Source organism: Polaromonas sp. P4_H1, from assembly GCF_056400945.1.
In genome coordinates this window covers 299437-323060 of the sequence record NZ_JBFUKG010000003.1, presented here as the reverse complement: position 1 = coordinate 323060, position 23624 = coordinate 299437, and the positions used below count along the sequence as shown (strand labels likewise).

Here is a 23624-nt window from a genome sequence, read left to right as displayed (position 1 = left end):
ATGCGGCCTTCGCGCCAATGCCAAAGCGCCGACACAGCTCGCGCCGGTTGGCGCCTTCTTGCAAGGCCAGTGCCACGAATTCGCGTTTGATGTCCATCAGGTCTCTCGGTTGCCAAGGCATGCCCTTCTCCTTGCGCCAATGGCGCTGAAGAAGTGTTTCCTATGTCTCCGAACACCTGTTGCGTATGTGCCCAGTCCATACAGCGAAGCAAAGAAAAGTAAGTCGCCCGCCGGGGCGAGTCCCGGCCTGCAGCCTCAGGAAGTCCACCCGTCAACATAAAGCCAGCGCCTCCAGACACAACCGCTTGTGTGCCTCACCGCTCGCAGGCCTGATCTCCAGCGCAGGCAAACGCAAGCCGTAGTCCAGCCCCAGTTTGTCGGCCAGCAAAACCCACGCGCAAAGCCGCGAAAGCTTTTGCTCGACACCCGCAGAACCCGCCTGCATGAAATCCAGCCAGAGCTCATGGCGTTGGGCCTGCTGGGTGTCGCGCACCACCAGGCCGTTGCCCTGCTCGTCGGCCTTCGCCGCTTTTTTCCAGACCACCAGTTTCATCGGGTCGCCGCGCCGGTAGCTGCGGATGCCGTCGAACTCGCCCGTGCTCTGCGCCCGCGCGGCGGCTGCGGCACCGCCGGAGCGCGGCTCGCCCGGGGGCAGTGGCGGCGGGTGCAGTTCAGGCGCGGGGTAGACCAGGAGCTGGGCCGCCGGCCGCCAGACCGTCCAGACCCGGAAGGTGCCGAGCGGGAAGCGTGTTTCCGCTGTTAGTGTGGGCAAGCGGTGCACACCGCGCCGCGGCGGCGTGAAGGCCACCTGCACCACGCTGCTGCCTTGCGCCGGCACATCGGTCCAGGCCCAGTGCTGCTTGCGGCCTTTATGTGCATCCACATCGTGCGGATTGAGCACGCTCAGGCCGATGCCATGGCGCGCGGCCCGCCTGGTGTTTGTGAGTTTGATGTCAAAGGAGGCGGTCGCTCCGGCGTATTGAGCGGGTGGCGCCATCAAATTCATGGCAAGCCCGCGCAGGGTGCCATGGCACACATGCATGCCCACCAGCGCACTGCCGGCCAGCAAAAACGTCAGCAGGTAGCCCAGGTTGAGCTGGTAATTGATCGAGGCGACCAGCAGCACCAGCAGGGTCACGCCCAGCATCAACCCCGCACGCGTGGGCAGGATGTAGACATTGCGCTGTGTCAGCATGACGCTGTCGGTGAAGGGCAGCTTGCCCTGCCACCATGTCTGGAAACGGCCCCTGATAAAAGACAGGGGGTTGGGGATGAGCGCCAGAGCGGCCATGAAGAACGGGTTTTCCTGATTCGGGGGTCAGGGCAAGGGCACGGCTTCCAGCATCGCACGTACCTGCTCCACAGAGCCGCGACCGGCGTCGCTCACGGGAAGGAGGCGGTGCGCGGTGGTCTGCGGCAGCACGGCGGCGATGTCGTCGGGGGCGACATAATCGCGGCCGTCCAGGAATGCCTGCGCCTTGGCGGCGCGCATGACGGCGATGCCCGCCCGCGGGCTCAGGCCCTGCAGAAACCAGCGACCCGAGCGCGTGGCCGCCACCAGATCCTGCAGGTAGTTCAGCAAGGGGTCCGCGGCATGCACCTGCGCGACCAGCTGTTGCAGCTCCAGCAGGTCGTGCGGGGCCAGCAGCGTCGGCAGCTTGTCGACCATCTCGCGCCGGTCGTTGCCCCGGAGCAGTTCCCGTTCGGCGGCGCGGTCGGGGTAGCCCAGCGAGATACGCATGTGAAAACGGTCCAGCTGCGACTCGGGCAGGGCATAGGTGCCCAGCTGGTCGTGCGGGTTTTGCGTGGCAATCACAAAAAACGGCACAGGCAGCGGACGCGTTTCGCCCTCCACCGTGACCTGCTTTTCCTCCATGGCCTCCAGCAGCGCACTCTGCGTTTTCGGGCTGGCCCGGTTGATTTCGTCGGCCAGCAGCACCTGGGCAAACAGGGGACCGCGATGAAAGACAAAACTTTCTTTCTGGCGCTCGTAAATCGAGACACCCGACAAATCGCTGGGCATCAAATCGGCTGTGAACTGCACGCGGGAAAACTGCAGGCCGAACGAGCGCGACAGCGCATGGGCGAGGGTGGTTTTGCCCACCCCGGGAACGTCTTCAATCAGCAGATGGCCTCCCGCGAGCAGGCAGGCGACGCAGTCCTGCACCTGCGCGTGCTTGCCGACAATGACCGTGTTAAGCTGATTCAGGAGCGCTTGAAGTTTTTCTTTGACATTCATGTCGTCAACCTTACCGCAAAATTTTCATGCTATGAACGCGACTGGTTATTTCACTCACAAAGACTGCCGGATGCACGAGATGGGTCCGGGGCATCCTGAATGCCCCGAGCGGCTCGACGCCATTGAAGACCAGCTGCTGGCCTCGGGCGTTGGTGATGCGCTGGACCGGCGCGAGGCGCCGCTGGCTGCACTGGGCGACATCGAGCTGGCGCACGACCGCATGATGGTGGCGGCGATCCGCGGCCTGAGCGATCACTTGACCGATGACATTGACGCGGGCGGTCCGGCCTACGCGCAGATTGATCCGGACACCGCCCTCAACGTGCATACCTGGAACGCCGCCTTGCGGGCTGCGGGCGCCGCGCTCGCGGCCACCGACAGCGTGATGGCCGGCGAAATCGAAAACGCCTTTTGCGCCGTGCGCCCGCCGGGGCACCATGCCTGCCACAACAAGGCCATGGGGTTTTGCATTTTCAACAGCGTCGCCATTGCGGCCAAATATGCCCTGGAGCGCCACGGGCTCAAACGCGTGGCGGTGGTCGATTTCGACGTGCACCATGGCAACGGCACCGAAGACATCCTCAGCGGCGATGAGCGTGTACTGATGGTGGGTTTTTTCCAGCATCCCTTTTACCCCTACAGCGGCGCTGACACGCATGCCAGCAACATGGTCAACCTGCCAGTGCCGGCCTACACCAAGGGAATGGAGGTGCGCGAACTGATCGAGGCGCACTGGATCCCGCGCCTGGAAGCCTTCAGGCCCGAGATGATTTTCATCAGTGCCGGCTTCGATGCACACCGCGATGACGAGCTGGGCCAGCTGGGACTGGTGGAGCAGGACTATGCCTGGATCACCCAGCGCATCAAGGATGTGGCCAGGCGCCATGCGCAGGGCCGCATCGTGTCGTCGCTCGAAGGCGGCTACAACCTGCGGGCGCTGGCGCGCAGCGTCGAAGCGCATATCCGTGTGCTGGCCGATTTGTAGGCAGCCTCGTGCGCGCCGCCCATCGCCGCGCGCTGAGCCGTGTGAACGGATTCCCGGCCTCGGCGAGGGAACTCCCGGCTTCATTGAAAAAGTTGAACAACGTTGAATCAAGTTGAACAAAGGAAACCGCAATGGCCAGCGCCGGCGCCCTGAATCCTGCCAATGCCTCACTCGTCCGTCCAGCGGCCCGCATCGACAACCTGGATGCCTGGTTCTCAGCCCTGACCCAGTCCTCCGCGCTGACTGAGCTGGCTTCGCTGATCGCCTGTGCCCTGCTGGCCTGGTTGGTGGTGCGGGTGGCCAGCCGTGCGCGGCACAGTGCTGATGAGTCGTCCATCCTGTTTGGCCGGCGCATTGTTGACGGCGTGCTTTTCCCTCTGCTGCTTTTGTTTTTTGCCTATGCGGTACAGGCGCTGCTGGCGCGGATGTTTCCGCTGGCGGTTTTCAGGGTGGCCATTCCGGTGCTGCTGGCGCTGGCGCTGATTCGCCTGGGCGTCAAGGTGCTGCAGGTGGCATTCAAAAATGCGCCGCTGGTGCGGGCGATGGAGCGCACGTTTTCATGGTTGGCCTGGATCGCCATGGTGCTCTGGGTCAGCGGCCTGCTGCCGGTGATTCTCGAGGAGCTGGACGGTATCAAGTGGAAGGTCGGCAACTCGACCCTGTCGGTGCGCACCATGCTCGAGGGCACGCTGACGGCAGGGGTGGTGCTTTTGATCGCGTTGTGGATTTCCTCGGCGCTGGAGGCGCGCCTGCTGCGCTCGGCCACTGGCGGCGAGTTGTCCCTGCGCAAGGCGGTGAGCAATGCCGTGCGGGCGGTGCTGATGTTTGTGGGCCTGTTGCTCGCGCTCTCGTCGGTGGGCATTGACCTGACGGCGCTGTCGGTGCTGGGCGGTGCGATTGGCGTCGGTGTGGGCTTTGGCCTGCAAAAGCTGGCTGCCAGTTATGTGAGCGGTTTTGTGATGCTGGCCGAGCGCAGCGTGCGCATCGGGGACAACGTGCGTGTCGATACCTTCGAAGGCCGCATCACCGACATCAACGCCCGCTACACCGTCGTGCGGGCACCGTCCGGTCGCGAATCCATCGTGCCCAACGAGATGTTCATCAGCAACCGCATCGAAAATCTTTCGCTGAGTGATTTGCGGGTACTGCAGTCCACCGTGGTGTCGGTGGGCTATGACAGCGATGTGGCGCTGGTGATGCGTTTGCTGGCCGAAGCGGCGCTCAAGCAGGAGCGCGTGCTGCGCGATCCCGTGCCTTCCGTGAACCTGACCAATTTCGGGGCCGATGGGCTGGAGTTCACGCTGAACTACTGGATGACCGACCCCGAAAATGGCCAGCAAAACCTGCGTTCCAGCATCAACCTCGCGGTGCTGAAGGCCCTGCGTGAGAACGGCGTCGAGATTCCATATCCGCAGCGGGTGATTCACACGCGTGCCAGCGCCGCGGAGGGCGTCAGGCCTTCCTGAGGCGCCGGAGCGCGGGAAGGCCGGTGCCTTCGGGGTGCTTCCAATTGACGCCTGCACGACAGTTGTTTGGTGGAGATGCTCTAATTCCACAGGGGGAGCCATTTATAATGAAATAGAACGACCGTTCTTTTTTTTGCTTGCTGCCGTGGCGGATAACCCTCCGGGCAACAAGTTGGCCGCCCGCACCACGAAGGCCGCAGCATAGAATGCAAGGCTTACGTTTACGTCAACGTCAATTAACAAACTCTGGAGCCCTGAAATGAAGGTCTTGGTACCCGTCAAGCGTGTAGTCGATTACAACGTGAAAGTCCGCGTCAAATCGGACGGCACCGGCGTCGACATCGCCAACGTCAAGATGAGCATGAACCCGTTTGACGAGATTGCCGTCGAAGAGGCGACCCGCCTGAAGGAAAAGGGCGTCGTGACCGAAGTCATCGCCGTGAGCTGCGGCGTGCTGCAGTGCCAGGAAACCCTGCGCACCGCCATGGCGATCGGCGCCGACCGCGCCATCCTGGTCGAGACCGCCGAAGAGCTGCAGCCGCTGGCCGTGGCCAAGCTGCTGAAAGCCCTGGTCGACAAGGAGCAGCCCCAACTGGTGATTCTGGGCAAGCAGGCCATTGATGATGACTGCAACCAGACCGGCCAGATGCTCGCCGCCCTGCTGGGCTGGCCCCAGGCGACCTTTGCCTCCAAGGTCGAAGTCGAAGGCGGCCAGGCCAAAGTGACCCGCGAAGTCGACGGCGGCCTGGAAACGCTGGCCCTCACGCTGCCCGCCATCATCACCACCGACCTGCGTTTGAACGAGCCGCGCTATGTGACGCTGCCCAACATCATGAAGGCCAAGAAAAAGCAGCTCGACAACTTCAAACCCGAAGACCTGGGTGTGGACGTCAAGCCGCGCATCAAGACCCTCAAGGTCAGCGAGCCGCCCAAGCGCAGCGCCGGTGTCAAGGTGGCCGACGTGGCCGCCCTGGTGGACAAACTCAAAAACGAAGCGAAGGTGATCTAAATGACCGCACTTGTAATTGCCGAACACGACAACGCCAGCATCAAGCCCGCCACCCTCAACACCGTGACCGCCGCTGCCCAGTGTGGTGGCGAGGTGCATGTGCTGGTCGCCGGCAAGGGTGCCGAAGCTGCAGCCCAGGCCGCCTCCAAAATAGCCGGTGTCGCCAAAGTCATCCACGTCGATGGCGTGCACTTTGAGCACGGCCTGGCGGAAAACATGGCCGCGCAGGTGGTCGCCATCGCCGGCAGCTATTCGCACATCCTGTTTCCGGCCACCGCCTCGGGCAAGAACATCGCCCCCCGCGTGGCCGCCACGCTGGACGTTGGCCAGATTTCCGACATCACCAAGGTCGATGCGGTGGATACCTTTGAGCGCCCCATCTATGCCGGCAATGCGATTGCCATTGTGCAAAGCCTGGACGCCACCAAGGTCATCACCGTGCGCACTACGGGCTTCGATGCGGCAGCGGCCACGGGCGGCTCGGCCGCCGTGGAAACGCTGGCCGGCGTGGCCGACAGCGGCAAGTCGTCGTTTGTCGGCTCCGAGATCGCCAAGAGCGACCGCCCCGAGCTGACCGCCGCCAAGATCATCGTGTCGGGCGGCCGTGCGCTGGGTTCTGCCGAGAAGTTCAACGAAGTCATGATGCCGCTGGCTGACAAGCTGGGCGCCGCATTGGGTGCCAGCCGCGCCGCGGTCGATGCGGGCTATGCCCCCAACGACTGGCAAGTGGGCCAGACCGGCAAGATCGTGGCGCCGCAGTTGTACATCGCGGCCGGCATCTCGGGCGCCATCCAGCACCTGGCCGGCATGAAGGACAGCAAGGTCATCGTGGCCATCAACAAGGACCCGGAAGCGCCTATCTTCAGCGTTGCTGATTACGGGCTGGAGGCTGACCTGTTCACCGCTGTACCGGAACTGGTTGCAGCTTTGTGACCCCTTAACTCCCTCCCCCGCTGGGGGAGGGCAGGGGTGGGGGCAGTGCGGCGCCAGGCCCCCATCCCAACCTTCCCCCAGCGGGGGAAGGGGAAAAAACGGAGACAAAAAATGAGCTACATCGCCCCTCTTAAGGACATGCTGTTTGATATCAAGCACCTGGCCCGCATCGACCAGGTCGCGCAAATTCCCGGCTTTGAAGACGCCGGATTTGAGACGGCGCAGGCGGTGCTTGAAGAGTGCGCCAAGTTCAACCAGGACGTGCTGTCGCCGCTGAACTGGGAGGGCGACAAAAATCCTTCGAGCTGGAAAGATGGCGTGGTCACCACCACCCCTGGCTTCAAGCAGGCCTTCAAACAATACGCGGAAGGTGGTTGGCAGGGCCTGCAGCATCCGGCCGAGTTTGGCGGCCAGGGCCTGCCCAAGACCATAGGCGCGGCCTGTGGCGAGATGCTCAATTCGGCCAACATGAGTTTTGCCCTGTGCCCGCTGCTCAGTGACGGCGCCATCGAAGCCCTGCTGACGGCCGGCTCCGATGATTTGAAGGCGGTCTATCTTGAAAAGCTGGTCAGCGGACAGTGGACCGGCACCATGAACCTGACCGAGCCGCAGGCGGGCTCTGATCTCGCCATGGTGCGCAGCCGCGCAGAACCGCAGCCCGATGGTACCTACAAGGTGTTCGGCACCAAGATATTCATCACCTATGGTGAGCACGACATGGCCGAGAACATCGTGCACCTGGTGCTGGCGCGCGTGACCGGCGCACCCGAAGGCGTGAAGGGCATCAGCCTTTTTGTCGTGCCCAAGTTTTTGGTCAACAAGGACGGCTCCCTGGGTGCGCGCAACGATGTGCACTGCGTCAGCATCGAGCACAAGCTGGGCATCAAGGCATCGCCCACGGCCGTGCTGCAGTATGGCGACCACGGCGGCGCCGTCGGCTACCTCGTCGGTGAAGAAAACCGCGGGCTTGAGTACATGTTCATCATGATGAATGCGGCGCGCTATGCCGTTGGCATGCAGGGCATTGCCGTGGCCGAGCGTTCCTACCAGAAGGCGGTGAGCTTTGCCCGGGAGCGCGTGCAGAGCCGCCCCGTTGACGGATCGATCAAAGCCAGTGCGCCCATCATCCATCATCCCGACGTCAAACGCATGCTGATGACCATGCGCGGCTACATCGAAGGGTGCCGCGCCATGGCCTCGGTCGCGGCAGCGGCCTACGATGCATCACACCACCATCCCGATGCCGAGGTGCGCAAACAAAACCTGGCCTTCTACGAATTTATGGTGCCGCTGGTCAAGGGCTACAGCACCGAGATGAGCCTGGAAGTCACGTCGCTGGGCGTACAGGTTCACGGCGGCATGGGTTTTATTGAAGAAACCGGCGCTGCGCAATACATGCGCGATGCAAAAATCCTGACGATTTACGAAGGCACGACGGCCATCCAGGCCAACGACCTGGTGGGCCGCAAGACATCCCGCGATGGCGGCCAGACAGCCAAGGCGATTGCCAAGCAGATTGAAGCGACCGAAAACGAACTGATCCGGCAGGGCAATGCCGATGCGGTGGCGGTGGCCAGACGGCTGAAGGCCGCCCGGGAAGCATTTGTGGATGTGGTCGAATTTGTCGCGGGCAACACCAAGGCCAGCCCGAACGCCGTTTTTGCCGGTAGCGTTCCCTACCTCATGCTGGCAGGCAATGTGGTGGCCGGCTGGCAGATGGCGCGTTCGATGCTGGTGGCCCAGGAGCAGCTTGCCCAGGGCGTGGACGCCGATTTCATGAAGGCCAAAATCACCACCGCCCGTTTTTATGCCGACCACCTGCTGACCAAGGCTCCCGGTGTGCGCGACAGCATTGTTGAAGGTGCGGACTGCGTGACTGCACTGGCGCTGGAAGCGTTTTAAAACCTCAATCGCTATTACGCTATCACGCTATTAATGTGATAGCTATCTGCGCCTGTTTCTTGCCTGTTTCTCGACTGTTTTCAATGGGCCAGAGACCTGTTTTTTTAATATTTCTGCTTCACTGACCTGTTGAAAGACGCCATGTCCAGACTCCCCGCGCCGCTGAACAATCTGCCGCTGCCCATCATCGGTTCGCCGCTGTTCATCATCAGCAACCCCAAGCTGGTGATCGAGCAATGCAAGGCCGGCGTGGTCGGCGCCATGCCCGCGCTCAATGCACGTCCTGCCGCGCAGCTCGAGGACTGGCTGGCCGAGATCACCGAGACCCTGGCGGCGTACAACAAGGCGAATCCCGACAAGCCCGCCGCGCCGTTTGCCATCAACCAGATCGTGCACAAGTCCAACGACCGGCTGGAGCACGACATGGCGCTGTGCGTGAAGTACAAGGTGCCCATCTACATCACCAGCCTGGGCGCGCGCGAAGACATCAACGCCGCAGCCCACAGCTACGGCGGCGTGGTGCTGCACGACATCATCAACAACAAGCATGCGCGCAAGGCGATTGAAAAAGGTGCGGATGGCCTGATCGCCGTGGCGGCCGGCGCCGGTGGCCATGCGGGCGTCAAGAGCCCGTTCGCCCTGATCCAGGAAATTCGGCAGTGGTTTGACGGCCCGTTGGCGCTGTCGGGCTCCATCTCCACCGGTGGCGCAGTGCTGGCCGCGCGCGCCATGGGCGCCGATTTTGCGTACATCGGTTCGGCGTTTATCGCCACGGAAGAAGCCCGGGCCTCCGACGCCTACAAGCAGGCGATCGTCGAAGGCAATTCTGACGACATCATTTACAGCAACCTTTTTACCGGCGTGCACGGCAACTACCTGGCCCCGTCGATTCGCGCCGCGGGCATGGACCCCGAGAACCTGCCCGAGAGCGATGCGAGCAAGATGAACTTTGGCGGCGACAAGTCCAAGGCCTGGAAGGACATCTGGGGTTGCGGCCAGGGCATCGGACCGGTCAGCAAAGTGCAGAGCGCCGCCGGTTTCGTCGCCCAGCTCAAGCGCGAGTACGAAGAAGCGCGCATTCGGCTGGCGCTCTAGTCCCCGTCACGCTCGCTGGCGTTCATCCCGGCCTTCATGCGTTCAACCGACCAGCGTCTGCACGGTATTGATACCCTCAAGGGCATTGCCTGCGCACTGATCGTCTGGCACCACCTGGCTTTTTATGGGCCGATGTCGGACGTGGTTCACACGGCGGTGCCGGGCCTGATAGGCTGGCTTTACGACTATGGCCGCATGGCGGTGCAGGTGTTCCTGGTGGTGGGCGGCTTTCTGGCTGCCAGTTCGCTGGCACCCGAGGGCAGCGCGGTTTTCTCGCAACCGGGCCGGCTGATGCTTCGCCGATACCGCCGGCTGGTGCCGCCCTATCTGGTGGCGCTGGCTGTGTGCGTGCTGGTGGCCGCGTTGGTGCGGCCGTGGTTTGCGCACCCGTCTGTGCCTGCTGCGCCGAGTTTGCTGCAGGTGGTCGCCCACGTGCTGCTGCTGCAGGATGTGCTGGGCCAGGAGGCCCTGTCGGCGGGTGTCTGGTACGTGGCGATCGATTTTCAGCTGTTCGTCAGCAGCGTGCTGGTGTTCGCTTTTGCACGCAGGCTGCAGCAGCGCTGGTCGCAGACGCCTGCGCACCTCGGCGTGGGCCTGATGCTGTTGCTGGGAGCGGCGTCGCTGTTCTTCTTCAACCGCCACGCCGGGCTGGACGTCACAGCGCTGTATTTTCTCGGCTCTTACGCCCTGGGCATGCTGGCTTTCTGGGCGTCGCGGGTGGCAGGCAAGGCCCAACAGGCGCAGTGGCTGTTGGCCATTGTCCTGCTCGGCGTGGCGGCTTTGCTGCTTGATTTCAGGGGCCGTATTGCCCTGGCGCTGGTGGTGGCGCTGGGCCTGGTGTGGCTGCAAACAAGCGCTGTTTCCCGGCAATGGCGGGAGCCCCGCTGGCTGTTGCAGCTTGGCCAGATCTCGTACTCGGTGTTTCTGATTCACTTCCCGGTGTGCCTGCTGGTCAATGCCGTGGTGAATTATTTCTGGCCGACCCAGTTGATCGCCAACACGCTGGGCTTGTTTATCGCTTTCCTGCTGTCTCTGCTGGCGGGCGCGGTGCTGTACAGAAGCGTTGAATCCCGCCAGCTACCTGCACGCGGCGCGGTCAAGGCGCGACCCCTTTCACCATAACTCCCGCATCTGAGGCTTTTTCTCGCTCCCTCGCCCTTTGGGAGAGGGTTGGGGTGAGGGCCAGCAGCGTATAAAAAACCGCAGTCTTTCGCATCGGCCGCAGCGCTGTCAAATCAATAGCAATTGCATTTCCGGCTCTCCGCTCAACGCCTGAACATGTCCAGCTTCAATTCAGAGGGCTCGCCCAGCCATGAGGCATGGGTCGTGTGATCGGCCAGGTTATCGCCCGTGACGCCATGCACGAACACATCAAGCCCGTTGCGGTGTTGCTCCAGCCACGGGATCAGGCGCTCAAACTGGACACGGTCAAATGCCAGCTGGCAGCTCCAGTGCGGGTGCGGTCCAATCTCACGTTCATGCACACGGCCGACGGCCACCCCGAACAGCTCACCTGCCTGCTCGCACAGCGCTCGGGCCTGCGCCACGGTGGCGGGGCCAAAATAAACATGGGCGTGGTAGCGGTCGTGGACGTTTTCGGGGCGCTTGGTCATGGTTGGTGGCCAAAAAGTGAATGCATGGGCAATTGTCCTGTCATCCGCTTTCCCCGCCGCGACCGCGGGGTTTACAGGCCCGCCAGAAAGGTCATCTCGGGCAGGTGCGCAGCCGGATCTTGCTGCCGGGCCTGCGCGTGGGTTGTTTTCACGAGTTGCCGGCAGTGGTCGAGGTCCGTCACCTGAAAAAGAAACAAAACCTCGGCGGGATCTTCGGCGTTTTGCCACAGGTGCTCCAGGTACATGCCCTGCTCGGCATGGCTGGCTGCATCCTTGTCGAGCTGCGCCTTCACATCCGCCAGCCGGGCGCCGCGCAGTTTTGCCAGTACATGAGCCATGTGAACCTCCGGTACAAATCAGCATTATGAAACCGCTCCAGGCGGGCTGCAGGCCGCTTGCCGGCTGGCAGAGAATTCAATATACTGTACATAAATACAGTATTTATCCAGCTGCCCAAGTGCTTGTTTATTGACGCCAAAAACACGGCCAGCCAGGCCGTTTGAGTCCCATGACCGAGGTCAAAATCCCCCTCCATGCCATCAAGGGCCGGGGCAGCGCCACGCGCATTGCACACCGGTTCGAGAAAAATGCGCGCGATGCCTACGACGATGGCTGGGGCACCTTGCAAGATGCAACAGGCGATGCAACCGGCGATGTGATCGGCGAGGTTCCGCGTATTGAGACGGAAGTGATGATGGAAGACGCCCGCAGCGCCATTTCGCACAACGATTCTCCCGACATCTTCTTCGACTACGGCCTGAACCCCTACCGGGGCTGCGAGCATGGCTGCGTCTATTGCTATGCGCGGCCCACGCACAGCTACCTCAACCTTTCGCCCGGCCTGGACTTTGAGACGAAGATCATCGCCAAGCGCAACATTGCCGCGGTGCTGCGAGCCGACCTCGGCAAACGCAGCTACGTGCCCAAACTGCTCAACATCGGTTCGGCGACAGACTGCTACCAGCCCGTGGAGCGCGAACTGCGGCTCACACGAGGCGTGATCGAAGTCCTGCAGGAGGCGCGCCATCCGTTTTCACTGGTCACCAAATCCAGCGGTGTCGAACGAGACCTCGATTTGATCGTGCCCATGGCGGCCGATCGGCTGGCTGCCGTCTATGTGACCATCACCACGCTGGACGGCGAACTGGCACGCAAGCTGGAGCCGCGCGCCGCAGCGCCACACCGCCGGCTGCGCACCATCGAGAGGCTCGCCGCCGAAGGCGTGCCGGTGGGCGTGAGCGTGGCGCCGCAGATTCCCTTTGTCAATGACGACATGGAGCAGGTGCTCACGGCCGCCTGGCAAGCGGGCGCGCGCACCGCGTTCTACACCGTCATTCGCCTCCCATGGGAGGTCGCGCCTATCTTCAAGGAGTGGCTGGAGCTGCACTACCCACAGCGTGCCTCACGCATCATGGCGCGCATTCACGAGATGCGCGGCGGCAAGGACTATGACAGCGATTTCGCTTCGCGCATGAAGGGTGCGGGCCTGTGGGCCGACCTGATACGCCAGCGTTTTGAGAAAACCTGCAGCCGGCTGGGCTTTAACCGCCAGCGCATTGAACTGGATTTGAGCCAGTTCAGGCCGCCGGGGGCGGCGGGGCAGGGCAGCCTGTTTTGAGGCGGCGCGCCGGCAATTCGGTGCGCGGGCTATAGTCCAAAAAGTGTCTGAAAAAGCAGCGTGCGTTTGGCCGACCTGGCCTGCAGGGCACGCCACCGTTTGAAAGTAAAAGGAGTTCACCTTGGCGCTCGAGTGGAAGTATTCATCGGAAGGCATGCATGGGGAGGACTGGGAAGCGCTCTCCAACCTTTACCGGGTGGCGCCTCTGGGCGAGAAGAAACCGGCCGACCTTCAGGTCGTGTTTTCCAACAGCATGTTCAAGTGCTTTGTGTATGACGCCGGCACGCTGATTGCCGCCGGCCGCGCCGTGGCGGACGGCAAGGACTGCTCTTACATCTGCGACATCGCGGTAGCGCCGGAGCGGCAGGGTTCCGGCTTGGGCAAAGAGATGGTTGCGGCGCTGGTGCGGCTTTCCAAAGGCCACAAGAAGGTCATCCTGTACGCGGTGCCCGGCAAGGAGCCGTTTTACCGCAAGCTCGGGTTCAAGCGCATGGCGACGGCCATGGCCATTTTTGCGAACCAGGAACAGGCGCTCAAGGACGGTTTGCTCAATGAAACCTGAAAGCGCATTGCCGGGCAGCACCCCGACAAGCTTGCGCAGGTTGTGATGTGACACGACACGTGGAAAGCCTTCGAATCCTTGTCAGCCTTCACGACCAGGCGCTGCGCCTCTACTGTGGCGGTGTGCTTGTGCGCGCGTATCCGGTATCGACCGCCAGGAACGGCCCCGGCGAACTGGAAGGCAGCGCCTGCACGCCGCGGGGCGCTCACGTCATTCGGGCAAAGATAGGCGCGGGCTGCGAGGCAGGGACAGTTTTTGTCGCACGCAGACCCACGGGGGAGATGTTTTCAGCAGGGCTGGCCGAGGCGAATCCGGACAGGGACTGGATCCTGACCCGCATTCTCTGGCTCTGCGGCCGCGAGCCGGGCAAGAACCGCTTTGGCGCGGTCGACACCATGCGCCGGTACATCTACATCCACGGATGCCCGGACGGCCTGCCCATGGGCGAGCCCTTGTCTCACGGTTGCGTGCGCATGAGAAACGCGGACATCATGGAACTGTTCGACCTCGTGGAGCCCGGCACCGAGGTATGGATTCAGGCCGGGCCGGCTGCTGATGCCGATCCGCCCGGCACCCCGGCGCCACGCTAGCGCAGGTAGCTGCGGTTCAGCCGCACTTCCAGCTTTTTCTGCAGCGTTTCAAACGATGCGCTCATGGCCCAGTAAATCGCAGCCGCCGCCAGGTACAGCGGGAAGGGCTGGAAGGTGGTGGCAATGACTTCCTTGGTGGCCAGCATCAGTTCGCCCACGGCAATCACCGAGACCAGCGAGGTGTCCTTGATCAGGCTGATCAGGCTGTTGGACAGGCTGGGAACGGCCAGCCGCAGGGCTTGCGGGCCGATGACGTAGCGCAGCGTTTGCGCCTGTGTGAGGCCCAGGCTGCGGGCGGCATTCCACTGCCCGTGCTCCACACCATTGATCGCCCCACGAATCGTTTCCGACAGGTAAGCGCCGACGTTGAGGCTCAACCCCAGGATGCCCGCCGTGATCGGGTCGAACTGGATACCAATGCTGGGCAGGCCGAAGTAAATCACAAACAGCTGCACCAGCAGCGGCGTGCCGCGCATGCAGCTGACATACAGCGCGGCAAACTGCGCCAGGCCGGGCATCTTCGCCAGCCGTGTGATGGCCACAAAGGTGCCGATGACGGCACCAAAAAAAACCGACGCCACGGCCAGCAGCAGCGTCCATGCCGCGCCCTTGAGCATCAGTGGTAAAGCGTCCCCCAGCAGCTGGGTCACAGCAGTCAAGTCCATGGCAGTCTCCGCAAATAAAAACCCCGGCATCATGCCGGGGTGCTTCAGACATTGGGTGCGCTCGGAGCGCACGCTGAATGAATGTTACTGGGTTCTGATGGGATCTTGCAGGGGCTTACTTGGCCACGGGTGGTTTGCTCACGTCACGGTCAAACCATTTGTTCGAAATTTTGGCGAAGCTGCCGTCTGCCTGCAGATCAGCCAGCGCCTTGTCGATGGCGGTCTTGAACTTGGGGTTGTTCTTGACGAAAGGAATGCCAGATTTCTCCAGCTCGCCCACGGGCGCACCGGGCTTGAGGGGCAGCTTGGTCTGCTTGACGATATAGGGAATCAGCAGGCTGTCGTTCAGCGCCGCGTCGATGCGGCCCAAGGCCAGGTCCTGCAGGTATTCCTGCGCGCCGGGATAGGTTTTGATGTCGATGTCGCCAACCTTCTTGGCCATGTCGGCAAAGTTGGTGCCCTGGCCCAAGCCGAGCTTTTTGCCCTTGAGGTCAGCCAGCGTCTTGAAGACGCGCTTTTCGTCCTTGCGGATGATCAGCTGCGGGCTGGAAATGGTGTAGGGCTCGGAGAAATCAAAGGTTTCCTTGCGCTTGTCGGTGATCCCGACCTGGTTGATGACCACATCGTATTTGCCGGCCTGCAAGCCTGCGAGGATGGCGCTCCACTCGCTGGTGGTGAATTCGGCTTTGACGCCGAGCTTTTGCGCCAGCGCATTGGCAAGCTCCACTTCAAAACCGGCGAGCTTGTCGTTTTCCTTGTAGTTGAAAGGCGGGTAAGTGCCTTCCAGCGCCACTTTCAGCGTGCCGCGCTGCTTCACGGTGTCCAGCAAATCGGCGGCGCTGGCAATGCTGGCGCCCAGGGCCAAGGTGACAAGAAGTGTGGAGGCGAGCGCTTTGCGGATATTCATATTCTTCATTTGAATAATGTATTTTTAGTTGAGATGAAAATGAATATTAAATAAATGCGCAACAAGCGGCTGCTGCTGGCCTAAAAACCCTATGCCGCGCCAGGATGATTCGTCAGGACGAATCAGGACGAGTTAGTGCGCAACGTCTGCGCGTGCACACTGCCGGGACCACGGTTGGCGCAGCCGGCATAGATATCGAGCGCGGGCTGGTAGACGCTGGTCTGCACCTTCATCAGGCCCAGCACCGAGTGAAAGTAATTGTCATGGCTCACCGGCGCATCGAGCTGCTGCTTGAGGCAGGCTGTGGTGATACTGCTGCGCTGTTCGAATTCCGGTGACAGCCAGGTGATCCAGGGCACGCGCTTTTGCACGTCGGGCGCCATCCCGTAGGGCATGCCGTGCAGGTAGAGGTTGTTTTCGCCCAGGGACTCGCCGTGGTCGGCCACATACAGCATGGCGGGCGAGTTGTGCGCCTCCTGCGTTTTGAGCCACCGAATGGCGGACCCAAGCAGATGGTCGGCGTAGACAACGCTGTTGTCATAGGCATTCATCAGTTCATCGCGTCCGCAGCTTTGCAGGGCGTTGTTAATGCATTCGGGCAAGAATTTTTTGAAGGCCGGTGGTGAACGCTGGTAGTAAGCCGGGCCGTGGCCGCCGATCTGGTGCATCACCACAACCACACCCCTGGCCCTGCGTTCTGCGGGCAGGGTAGCGATGCGTTCATCAATGTTTTGCAGCATCACCTCATCAAAGCATTCCCCGCCGTCGCACAGGCTGGGCACTTTCAGGTTGGCGGTGTCCACGCTGGCGACCCTGTCGCATACCCCCTTGCAGCCCGACTGGTTGTCAATCCAGAGCACGGCCAAGCCGGCATGCTGCAGGACGTCGAGCAGGCCTTCGTAATTGGCCGGCCGTGAGTCGTAAGCTTCGCGCCCGAAGTTGGAAAACATGCAGGGCACCGAAGCCGCTGTGCTGGTGCCGCAGGACCAGGCGTTGCGCTGGCTGGCAATGTTTTCCCGGGCCAGCTCCGGTGTGGTGGCGCGCCGATAGCCATTGATCGCGAAATTGCCGCTGCGTGCGGTTTCACCCAGCACCAGCAGCAACAGCGGCGGTTTGGTGGTGGCCGTGTCGCTGGCAGCGAGCCTTGCGTCCTCGCCCAGGGGCAAGACGATGGATTCATTGCGCTGGAAGGGCTGGGCTGCAACCCTTCCCAGTGCGTAAAAGGAATTGAGTGGATTGATCAGGTAGCGCACATGCGTGTAGTTGCGCATGACCGAAGCGATGCTCTGGAAGAAGAGCATCACAACGAGCACCAGCACGGCGCATGCGGTGACCAGGGTCATGGCGTTGGACAGCAGCTGACGCGCGGGGCTTTGCGTCCGGATTTTTTGCCGCCACAGGAAATAGCCGGGCAAACCCGCCAGTGCCAGCACAGTCGCCGGCAGGTGCCAGTTCAGCAGGTCGCGTGTTTCGCGCACATCGGTTTGCAGCAGGTTGACCATCATGGTCTTGTCGATGACCACGCCATAGGCCAGCATGAAGTAGGCGCCCAGGGCGGCAGACACCAGAAAGAGCGTGATGGCCGGCTTCAGGGTCCAGCGCCAGGCCAGCAGGCTGAGCAATGCGGCTGTCGACAGCGCGATCACCAGCGCCAGCGCCAGGCTGATGGTGAGAACCTCGCCCCTGCTCAGGTCGGGCAAGCGCGCGAGCTCACGCCACAGTGCGATGTTGCAAACGGTGGCGATCCAGAGGCTGGACAGGATGACCATCCACAGCGGCCGGATACCCGCGCGCGAGGGGGCGGCGTTTGCAGGCATTGACCTGGACACCGGACTGAACGCAGACGCAGAGCCCGAGGGGAGGGAGAGCAGCGGCATAGCGCCGCAGTGTATTTTGGGCGACTTAAGAGACGCTTAAGAGAGGCTCAGAGACGTCGGAAGGAGCCGAAGATGCCCGGAAGGTGCCTGGAAAGTACCCAAGAAATGCTTGGGGCCGGTCAGGGTCAAGGCAGTAGCTGGCCGGCATGGTGTTTCAGGTGGTCGGCCATGAAGGAGGCAATGAAGTAATAACCGTGGTCGTAGCCCGGGTGCCGGCGCAGGGTCAGCGGCTGTCCCGCAGATGTACAGGCGGCTTCAAACAGCTGCGGGTGCAACTGCTCGGCCAGGAATTTGTCGGCCAGGCCCTGGTCAATCAGGATGCCGCCGGGGTAAGGGGCGGTAGGGGCGGTACGCAGGCTGCCCATGAGCGCCGTCGCATCGTGCCGGGCCCAGCCGGACTCATCGGCACCGAGGTAAGCCGTGAAGGCCTTGCGTCCCCACGGGCACTGGCTGGGAGCGCAGATGGGGGCGAAAGCCGACACCGACCTGAAAAGATCGCGGTGCCTGAGTGCCAGCGTCAGGGCGCCGTGGCCGCCCATGGAATGGCCGAAGATACCGATGCGGTCCGCGTCCAGCGGCAGGGCGCTGGTCAGCAGCGGCAGCAATTCTGCCGTGAGATAGCTCTCCATGCGGTAATGGGTGGCCCACGGCGCCTGCGTGGCATCCAGGTAAAAGCCGGCCCCGACACCCAGGTCCCAATTAGCAGTTTCGCCCGGTACGTTGGCGCCGCGCGGGCTGGTGTCGGGCGCGATCAACGCCAGGCCCAGCTCGGCCGCCATGCGCTGCGCGCCGGCCTTGACCATGAAGGTCTCCTCGTTGCAGGTCAGGCCCGCGAGGTATATCAGGGCCGGCACCGGGCCCTGTTGCGCCTCGCGCGGCAGGAACACCGAGAAGCGCATCGGCAGGCCGATCTCGCGCGAGGCGCGCTCGTAAAAGCTTTGCGTGCCGCCGAAGCAGCGGTGTTCGGAGAGGGTCTTCAGGCTGTCGGTCATTGGCCGATGTTGCCATGCACGAGGTCGCGCACGGCATCGACAAAGGCCTGCGGTTTTTCCTGCGGCAGGTTGTGGCCGGCGCCCTGCGCGACGCGATGCTCGTGCCGGCCGATGAAATGGTGGCCGAGGTCGGCGGTGCCGCCGACCGGCATCACGCCGTCATCGGTGCCGTCGAAGGTGATGCTCGGCACGCTGATGTCCGGCAGCTCAGCGAGGCGGGCTTGCAAAGCCGCGTACGCCGGATCGCCGGCCACCAGCCCATGGCGATGGCGGTAGGAGTGGATCACGATGTCGACGAAATCGGGGTTGTCGAAGGCGGCTGCGCTGCGCTCGTAGGTCGCGTCGTCGAAGGGCCAGATCGGCGACCACATGCGCCACAGCAGCTTGCACAGCGCGCGCCGGTTCTGCGCCAGCCCGGCGCGGCCGCGTTCGGCATGGAAGTAGTACTGGTACCAGTACCGCGCCTCGTTTTCCGGCGCAATGGGCTGTTTCGCAGCGGCGATGTTCTGGATCTTGTAGCTGTTGACCGAGATCAGGCCGGCGCAGCGCTCGGGCCACAGTGCCGCGGCCACGCAAGCTGCGGTTCCGCCTCAGTCGTAGCCTGCGAGCACCGCGCGCGGGATGACCAGCGCATCGAGCAAGTCCCGCACGTCGGCACCGATCGCGGCCTGCTCGCCCGAGCGCGGCGTGTTTGCATCGGCGAACTGGGTCGGGCCGAAGCCGCGCAGGTAGGGCACGACGACGCGGCAGCCCTCGGCCGCGAGCTGCGGCGCCACCTCGACGTAGGACTGCACGTCGTAGGGAAAGCCGTGCAGCAGCAGCACCGGTGGCCCGTCGGACGGCCCGCTTTCATGGAAGGCGACATTGAGTACGCCGGCCTGCACGCGGCGCAGGCTGCCCAGAGCGTTTTCATTCATAGAGCACCACTCCCCGGATCGACTCGCCGCGCTTCATCAGGTCGAAACCCTTGTTGATGTCTTCCAGCGGCATGGTGTGGGTGATCAGGTCGTCGATGTTGATCTTGCCCTCCATGTACCAGTCGACGATCTTCGGCACGTCGGTGCGGCCACGCGCGCCGCCGAAGGCCGAGCCCTCCCACTTGCGGCCGGTGACCAGCTGGAAGGGGCGCGTGCTGATTTCCGCACCGGCCTCGGCCACGCCGATGATGATGCTGCGGCCCCAGCCCTTGTGGGTGCACTCCAGCGCCTGCCGCATGACTTTCGTGTTGCCAATGCATTCAAAGCTGTAGTCGGCACCGCCGTCGGTCAGTTGCACGATGGCATCGACAATATTTTCATGGTCTTTCGGGTTCAGGAAGTGGGTCATGCCGAACTTGCGGGCCATGGCTTCCCGCGCCGGGTTCAGGTCCACACCAATGATCTTGTCGGCGCCCACCATCTTCGCGCCCTGGATCACATTCAGGCCGATGCCGCCTAGGCCGAACACCACCACGTTGGCGCCGGCTTCCACCTTGGCCGTGAAGATCACCGCGCCTATGCCGGTGGTCACGCCGCAGCCGATGTAGCAGACCTTGTCAAACGGTGCATCCTCGCGGATTTTGGCCAGCGAGATCTCGGGGGCGACGGTGTAGTTGCTGAAGGTGGAAGTACCCATGTAGTGGAAGATGGGCTGGCCGTCCAGGCTGAAGCGGCTGGTGGCGTCGGGCATCAGGCCCTTGCCCTGGGTGCCGCGGATCAGCTGGCACAGATTGGTTTTGCGCGAGAGGCAGAACTTGCACTGGCGGCATTCCGGCGTGTACAGCGGAATGACGTGGTCGCCCTTCTTGAGCGTGGTCACGCCCGGGCCGACATCCACCACGATGCCCGCGCCTTCGTGGCCCAGGATGGCCGGGAAGATGCCCTCCGGGTCGGCACCCGACAGCGTGTAGTAATCGGTGTGGCAAATGCCGGTGGCCTTGATCTCGACCAGCACCTCGCCGAACTTCGGGCCTTGGAGGTCGACGGTTTCAATGGTGAGGGGCTGGCCTGATTTCCAGGCAACGGCGGCTTTGGTTTTCATGGTGATGGGGCTTGCGTTGGGGGTGGGCGGAGGGGCGTTGCAGTGCGTAAGGCACTATAAGCCAGTCCCCCGGCCCGGGGCCTGAAAGGTGTTTCATTTTGAGAAAACCCGGGGCGGCGCCGGCCCTCAAAAAAGAAATGCCGCCTGGCTCCCGGAAAGGGAGCGCAGGCGGCCATCGATGAGAGGGCCGGCAAGCAAAAAGGCTTGCCGGTCGGGGCGGGCCTGAGAACCTGTTTACGATCTAAACGAGGCCGCGTTGGGATGCAATCGGGATGAGTGGGCCGCCCGGGACCGCCGCATGGGGCTAATGCCCATGCAAGGGTCTGGGTGGCTCAATCGCCCGACCGCACAGCCGGCCGGCTGTGCGTCGTGCGGCTGCCCCCATGGGGATGCAAACGCGACCGCGTTTGCGTCACCCCAACCCGAAGGGCAAGCGCCTTCTCGGGCGGTCTGCGGCGTTGCGGCGCTTACCCATAGCCCAAGCTATGGGCGGCGCACCGCGCCTTGCATCCCATCCCGAGAAGGTGCTTGCGCGGCCCCGTTTAGATCGTAAGCAGGTTCTTACCGGCCGGCTTCTTTCAGGTATTGCGTACGCGCGGCGATGGCGGTGTCGGTGAAGTCGGTGAACACGCCGTCCACGCCGAGCTGGTAATAGGCCAGGTACTCGTTGGCGCCATCACCCTTGTAGTCGGCAGCCAGGCGGCGCGACTCGTTGCGGAAGGTGAAGGGATGGACAAACAGGCCGGCCTTGTGGGCGTCTGCAATGAGGCTGGTGGCCTGGGTTGAGCTGGCATCGGCATCGTTGACCTTGCCGTCGCCATTGATGTCCATTGCCTTGCCGTTCGCGCCCATCGTGCCCTTGATGCCGATGATGAAACGCTTCCAGGGGCCGATGCCGTCGGCATAGGTCTTGATCTCGGCCAGGCCCGCAGGCGTGACCATGGCGTCAAAAAAGCGCTTGTCGCCCGCCTTGGTCCAGTCATAAGGGCGGTCGCTCGGTACGGCAAAGGTGACGGTGCCGGTCTTCATGTCAACGCCATCGCCGTCGATGAGCTGGATCAGGCGCGTGTTCAGGCCCTTGCTCTTCATGTACTTCAGGCTGCCCGGTTCAAACGACTGCACGAAGATGGGGGCCGTCTTGCTGTTCCAGCCTGCGGTGTTGATGATGGCGATCAGCTTGTCTTCCAGCGGCAGGCCCAGTTCGCGGAAATAGGTCGGATTTTTGGTTTCCGGATAGACCGCAATCGTGCGGCCGGTCTTGATGGATTGGGCTTTGGCCAGATCCACCACGTCCTGGAAGGTCGGCACCTTGTACTGGCCGTTGAACTGCTGGGGGCGCTCGGCATCGGTCGAGATGGCGCCCAGCGTCCGGATTTCGGCCAGCGTGAAGTCGTTGCTGAACCAGCCGGTCTGCGTCTCGCCGTCCACCTGGATAGTCTTTTTGCGTGAGGCAAATTCGGGGTGCTTGGCCACGTCGGTGCTGATGGCCAGGTTGGGGTCATGGCGGGTGATCAGTACGCCGTCTTTGGTCGAGACCAGGTCCATCTCGATCACATCGGCGCCGAGTTCAATGGCGCGCACGTAGGCTTCCAGCGTTTCTTCCGGTACATAGCCCGACGCGCCGCGGTGGGCAATCACCAGAGGCGCCCTGCCATCGAGTGTGGGCGGGCCGGCGCTGGGGTGTGTGCCCGGCATGCTGCAGGCGCCCAGCATGACGCTGGCGCCTGCCAGTGTGAGCCAGCCGATGTATTGCCGTGTGTGAATTTTGGTCGATATCGCCATGACGTCCTTCCCTGGTTAAAAAGGCGATCGTAGGCGCGGTATGACGACAGCGGTGTGACAGTCACAAGGCGTTGCAGATACACATGCAGATACGCGGATACGCATTCGCAGGAGACCCCATGAAAAATGCCGGAACAAGTCCGGCATGTGGATGGGGTAGGGCGGGGGCGGCTGAAGTCAGCGCTGCAGCCGACGCCCGGGTCGCGCCGGCGATGGGCGATGGATCAGGCGCTGAAGAAATTCTTCAGCTTGTCGGCCCAGCCCTCTTCGCTGGGCGAATGCCTGGCGCCGCCTTTTTTCAGCGATTCGTCGAGTTCCTTCAGCAGCTTGCGCTGGTGCTCTGTGAGCTTCACCGGCGTCTCTACCGTGATGTGGCAGTACAGGTCCCCGGGATAGCTGGAGCGCACCCCTTTGATGCCCTTGCCGCGCAGCCGGAACTGCTTGGCGGCCTGGGTGCCTTCCGGAATGTCAATCGCGGCCTTGCCAGCCAATGTGGGCACTTCGATCTCTCCGCCCAATGCCGCGGTGGTGAAGCTGATCGGCACCGCGCAGTGCAGGTCGTCACCGTCGCGCTCAAAAATCTCGTGCTTCTTGATCCGGATTTCAATATACAGGTCACCGGGCGGGCCGCCATTGGTGCCCGGTTCGCCGTTGCCGGTGGAACGGATGCGCATGCCGTCATCGATGCCCGCCGGGATTTTGACTTCCAGCGTTTTGTTGTTCTTGGTCTTGCCAACGCCGTGGCAGGCCACGCAGGGTTCGGGAATCAATTTACCCGTGCCCTTGCATTGCGGGCAGGTCTGCTGCACGCTGAAAAATCCCTGGCGCATCTGCACCACGCCATGGCCATGACAGGTCGTGCAGGTCACCACTTTGGTGCCGGGCTTGGCGCCCGAACCGTGGCAGGTGTTGCAGTCGTCCCAGCTGGGAATGCGGATCTGGGCTTCCTTGCCATGCGCTGCTTCTTCCAGTGTGATTTCCATCGCGTAGCTCAGGTCGCCGCCACGGTACACCTGGCGGCCGCCGCGTTGATGCCCGCCGCGCTGGCCACCGAACACATCGCCGAAGATGTCGCCGAACGCCTCGGCAAAGCCACCAAAACCTTCAGCACCAGGGCCGCCGCCCCGCATATTGGGGTCCACACCCGCATGGCCGTACTGGTCGTAGGCCATGCGTTTGTTTTCGTCGGAAAGTACCTCGTAGGCCTCTTTGGCTTCCTTGAATTTTTCTTCGGAAATCTTGGTGTCACCCTGGTTGCGGTCAGGATGGTGCTTCATCGCGAGCTTGCGATACGCTTTCTTGATGTCGTCGTCACTGGCGTTCTTGGGGACGCCCAGCGTGTCGTAATAATCTTTTTTGGCCATGGCAGG

At 62.7% G+C, this 23624-nt stretch carries 23 protein-coding genes and 1 pseudogene; 10 read left to right on the top strand and 14 right to left on the bottom strand.

What is annotated here, in order from left to right; genetic code table 11:
* The 3 genes and pseudogenes from AC1DS5_RS06980 to AC1DS5_RS06970 all read right to left on the bottom strand — a co-directional run.
* Positions 1-121 (bottom strand): annotated as a pseudogene (locus AC1DS5_RS06980) (IS481 family transposase); the annotation flags it as partial.
* A gap of 150 nt (positions 122-271) precedes the next feature.
* Positions 272-1291: a DUF58 domain-containing protein gene (locus tag AC1DS5_RS06975; RefSeq protein ID WP_477717519.1), complete on the bottom strand. Its 1020-nt coding sequence runs from the start codon at positions 1289-1291 to the stop codon at positions 272-274.
* A gap of 27 nt (positions 1292-1318) precedes the next feature.
* Complete coding sequence (locus AC1DS5_RS06970; RefSeq protein WP_477717518.1) at positions 1319-2239, bottom strand: AAA family ATPase; 921 nt, start codon at positions 2237-2239, stop codon at positions 1319-1321.
* Positions 2240-2270: 31 nt separating this feature from the next.
* Between AC1DS5_RS06970 and AC1DS5_RS06965 the strand changes: the two genes are divergently transcribed.
* From AC1DS5_RS06965 to AC1DS5_RS06935, 7 genes are all read left to right on the top strand, one after another.
* Positions 2271-3224 (top strand): histone deacetylase family protein, encoded by a 954-nt coding sequence (locus tag AC1DS5_RS06965; RefSeq protein ID WP_477717517.1) that lies wholly within the window; start codon positions 2271-2273, stop codon positions 3222-3224.
* Positions 3225-3355: 131 nt separating this feature from the next.
* Positions 3356-4690 (top strand): mechanosensitive ion channel family protein, encoded by a 1335-nt coding sequence (locus AC1DS5_RS06960; protein ID WP_477717516.1) that lies wholly within the window; start codon positions 3356-3358, stop codon positions 4688-4690.
* Between the two features lie 259 nt (positions 4691-4949).
* Positions 4950-5699 (top strand): electron transfer flavoprotein subunit beta/FixA family protein, encoded by a 750-nt coding sequence (locus tag AC1DS5_RS06955; protein WP_477717515.1) that lies wholly within the window; start codon positions 4950-4952, stop codon positions 5697-5699.
* Complete coding sequence (locus tag AC1DS5_RS06950; protein ID WP_477717514.1) at positions 5700-6632, top strand: electron transfer flavoprotein subunit alpha/FixB family protein; 933 nt, start codon at positions 5700-5702, stop codon at positions 6630-6632.
* Between the two features lie 111 nt (positions 6633-6743).
* Entirely contained in the window at positions 6744-8534 is a 1791-nt protein-coding gene (locus AC1DS5_RS06945) for an acyl-CoA dehydrogenase C-terminal domain-containing protein (protein WP_477717513.1), read from the top strand.
* 141 nt (positions 8535-8675) lie between these two features.
* Positions 8676-9629 carry an NAD(P)H-dependent flavin oxidoreductase gene (locus AC1DS5_RS06940; protein WP_477717512.1) on the top strand — a complete coding sequence of 318 codons (954 nt, stop codon included), beginning with the start codon at positions 8676-8678 and terminating at the stop codon, positions 9627-9629.
* Between the two features lie 36 nt (positions 9630-9665).
* Positions 9666-10751 carry an acyltransferase family protein gene (locus AC1DS5_RS06935; RefSeq protein ID WP_477717511.1) on the top strand — a complete coding sequence of 362 codons (1086 nt, stop codon included), beginning with the start codon at positions 9666-9668 and terminating at the stop codon, positions 10749-10751.
* A gap of 143 nt (positions 10752-10894) precedes the next feature.
* Here the strand turns inward: AC1DS5_RS06935 and AC1DS5_RS06930 are convergent, their stop codons facing one another.
* Together AC1DS5_RS06930 and AC1DS5_RS06925 are read right to left on the bottom strand one after the other, a co-directional pair.
* Positions 10895-11242, bottom strand: a complete 348-nt coding sequence (locus AC1DS5_RS06930) for a DOPA 4,5-dioxygenase family protein (protein ID WP_477717510.1) — start codon at positions 11240-11242, stop codon at positions 10895-10897.
* A gap of 71 nt (positions 11243-11313) precedes the next feature.
* Positions 11314-11580, bottom strand: a complete 267-nt coding sequence (locus AC1DS5_RS06925) for a hypothetical protein (RefSeq protein WP_477717509.1) — start codon at positions 11578-11580, stop codon at positions 11314-11316.
* A 170-nt stretch (positions 11581-11750) separates the two neighbouring features.
* On the opposite strand from AC1DS5_RS06925, the gene AC1DS5_RS06920 reads away from it, so the two are divergent.
* From AC1DS5_RS06920 to AC1DS5_RS06910, 3 genes are all read left to right on the top strand, one after another.
* Positions 11751-12860, top strand: a complete 1110-nt coding sequence (locus AC1DS5_RS06920) for a PA0069 family radical SAM protein (RefSeq protein WP_477717508.1) — start codon at positions 11751-11753, stop codon at positions 12858-12860.
* 121 nt (positions 12861-12981) lie between these two features.
* On the top strand, positions 12982-13422 hold the full coding sequence (locus tag AC1DS5_RS06915) for a GNAT family N-acetyltransferase (protein WP_477717507.1): 441 nt from the start codon (positions 12982-12984) through the stop codon (positions 13420-13422).
* A gap of 59 nt (positions 13423-13481) precedes the next feature.
* Positions 13482-14012 carry a L,D-transpeptidase family protein gene (locus tag AC1DS5_RS06910; protein WP_477717506.1) on the top strand — a complete coding sequence of 177 codons (531 nt, stop codon included), beginning with the start codon at positions 13482-13484 and terminating at the stop codon, positions 14010-14012.
* On the opposite strand, the gene AC1DS5_RS06905 is transcribed toward AC1DS5_RS06910, so the two are convergent.
* The 9 genes from AC1DS5_RS06905 to dnaJ all read right to left on the bottom strand — a co-directional run bounded on the left by AC1DS5_RS06905 (position 14009) and on the right by dnaJ (position 23618).
* On the bottom strand, positions 14009-14677 hold the full coding sequence (locus tag AC1DS5_RS06905) for an amino acid ABC transporter permease (protein WP_477717505.1): 669 nt from the start codon (positions 14675-14677) through the stop codon (positions 14009-14011). The two genes, AC1DS5_RS06910 and AC1DS5_RS06905, sit on opposite strands and share 4 nt — an antisense overlap.
* Positions 14678-14792: 115 nt before the next feature.
* On the bottom strand, positions 14793-15593 hold the full coding sequence (locus tag AC1DS5_RS06900; protein WP_477717504.1) for a transporter substrate-binding domain-containing protein: 801 nt from the start codon (positions 15591-15593) through the stop codon (positions 14793-14795).
* Positions 15594-15706: 113 nt separating this feature from the next.
* A complete protein-coding gene (locus tag AC1DS5_RS06895) occupies positions 15707-17401 on the bottom strand; it encodes a phosphoethanolamine transferase (RefSeq protein ID WP_477717503.1) in 1695 nt (564 codons plus the stop codon).
* A 185-nt stretch (positions 17402-17586) separates the two neighbouring features.
* Positions 17587-18453: an S-formylglutathione hydrolase gene (gene fghA / locus AC1DS5_RS06890; RefSeq protein WP_477717502.1), complete on the bottom strand. Its 867-nt coding sequence runs from the start codon at positions 18451-18453 to the stop codon at positions 17587-17589.
* The gene (locus AC1DS5_RS06885; RefSeq protein WP_477717501.1) at positions 18450-19025 is read right to left on the bottom strand and encodes an alpha/beta hydrolase; all 576 of its coding nucleotides are present in this window, start codon (positions 19023-19025) and stop codon (positions 18450-18452) included. The genes fghA and AC1DS5_RS06885 overlap by 4 nt, the downstream gene beginning before the upstream one ends.
* Positions 19026-19043: 18 nt before the next feature.
* Positions 19044-19370, bottom strand: coding sequence for an alpha/beta fold hydrolase (locus tag AC1DS5_RS06880; RefSeq protein WP_477717500.1), 327 nt, complete (start codon positions 19368-19370; stop codon positions 19044-19046).
* Positions 19363-20472: an S-(hydroxymethyl)glutathione dehydrogenase/class III alcohol dehydrogenase gene (locus tag AC1DS5_RS06875; protein WP_477717499.1), complete on the bottom strand. Its 1110-nt coding sequence runs from the start codon at positions 20470-20472 to the stop codon at positions 19363-19365. The genes AC1DS5_RS06880 and AC1DS5_RS06875 overlap by 8 nt, the downstream gene beginning before the upstream one ends.
* A gap of 561 nt (positions 20473-21033) precedes the next feature.
* Positions 21034-22254, bottom strand: a complete 1221-nt coding sequence (locus AC1DS5_RS06870) for a glycerophosphodiester phosphodiesterase (protein ID WP_477717498.1) — start codon at positions 22252-22254, stop codon at positions 21034-21036.
* 224 nt (positions 22255-22478) lie between these two features.
* Complete coding sequence (gene dnaJ / locus AC1DS5_RS06865; RefSeq protein ID WP_477717497.1) at positions 22479-23618, bottom strand: molecular chaperone DnaJ; 1140 nt, start codon at positions 23616-23618, stop codon at positions 22479-22481.
* Between the last annotated feature and the right edge of the window lie 6 nt (positions 23619-23624).

Coding starts and splice junctions, on each gene's coding strand:
- AC1DS5_RS06975 (WP_477717519.1), bottom strand. CDS start 1,291: ATGGCCGCTCTGGCGCTCATCCCCAACCCCCTGTCTTTTATCAGGGGC.
- AC1DS5_RS06970 (WP_477717518.1), bottom strand. CDS start 2,239: ATGAATGTCAAAGAAAAACTTCAAGCGCTCCTGAATCAGCTTAACACG.
- AC1DS5_RS06965 (WP_477717517.1), top strand. CDS start 2,271: ATGAACGCGACTGGTTATTTCACTCACAAAGACTGCCGGATGCACGAG.
- AC1DS5_RS06960 (WP_477717516.1), top strand. CDS start 3,356: ATGGCCAGCGCCGGCGCCCTGAATCCTGCCAATGCCTCACTCGTCCGT.
- AC1DS5_RS06955 (WP_477717515.1), top strand. CDS start 4,950: ATGAAGGTCTTGGTACCCGTCAAGCGTGTAGTCGATTACAACGTGAAA.
- AC1DS5_RS06950 (WP_477717514.1), top strand. CDS start 5,700: ATGACCGCACTTGTAATTGCCGAACACGACAACGCCAGCATCAAGCCC.
- AC1DS5_RS06945 (WP_477717513.1), top strand. CDS start 6,744: ATGAGCTACATCGCCCCTCTTAAGGACATGCTGTTTGATATCAAGCAC.
- AC1DS5_RS06940 (WP_477717512.1), top strand. CDS start 8,676: ATGTCCAGACTCCCCGCGCCGCTGAACAATCTGCCGCTGCCCATCATC.
- AC1DS5_RS06935 (WP_477717511.1), top strand. CDS start 9,666: ATGCGTTCAACCGACCAGCGTCTGCACGGTATTGATACCCTCAAGGGC.
- AC1DS5_RS06930 (WP_477717510.1), bottom strand. CDS start 11,242: ATGACCAAGCGCCCCGAAAACGTCCACGACCGCTACCACGCCCATGTT.
- AC1DS5_RS06925 (WP_477717509.1), bottom strand. CDS start 11,580: ATGGCTCATGTACTGGCAAAACTGCGCGGCGCCCGGCTGGCGGATGTG.
- AC1DS5_RS06920 (WP_477717508.1), top strand. CDS start 11,751: ATGACCGAGGTCAAAATCCCCCTCCATGCCATCAAGGGCCGGGGCAGC.
- AC1DS5_RS06905 (WP_477717505.1), bottom strand. CDS start 14,677: ATGGACTTGACTGCTGTGACCCAGCTGCTGGGGGACGCTTTACCACTG.
- AC1DS5_RS06900 (WP_477717504.1), bottom strand. CDS start 15,593: ATGAAGAATATGAATATCCGCAAAGCGCTCGCCTCCACACTTCTTGTC.
- AC1DS5_RS06895 (WP_477717503.1), bottom strand. CDS start 17,401: ATGCCTGCAAACGCCGCCCCCTCGCGCGCGGGTATCCGGCCGCTGTGG.
- fghA (WP_477717502.1), bottom strand. CDS start 18,453: ATGACCGACAGCCTGAAGACCCTCTCCGAACACCGCTGCTTCGGCGGC.
- AC1DS5_RS06880 (WP_477717500.1), bottom strand. CDS start 19,370: ATGAATGAAAACGCTCTGGGCAGCCTGCGCCGCGTGCAGGCCGGCGTA.
- AC1DS5_RS06875 (WP_477717499.1), bottom strand. CDS start 20,472: ATGAAAACCAAAGCCGCCGTTGCCTGGAAATCAGGCCAGCCCCTCACC.
- AC1DS5_RS06870 (WP_477717498.1), bottom strand. CDS start 22,254: ATGGCGATATCGACCAAAATTCACACACGGCAATACATCGGCTGGCTC.
- dnaJ (WP_477717497.1), bottom strand. CDS start 23,618: ATGGCCAAAAAAGATTATTACGACACGCTGGGCGTCCCCAAGAACGCC.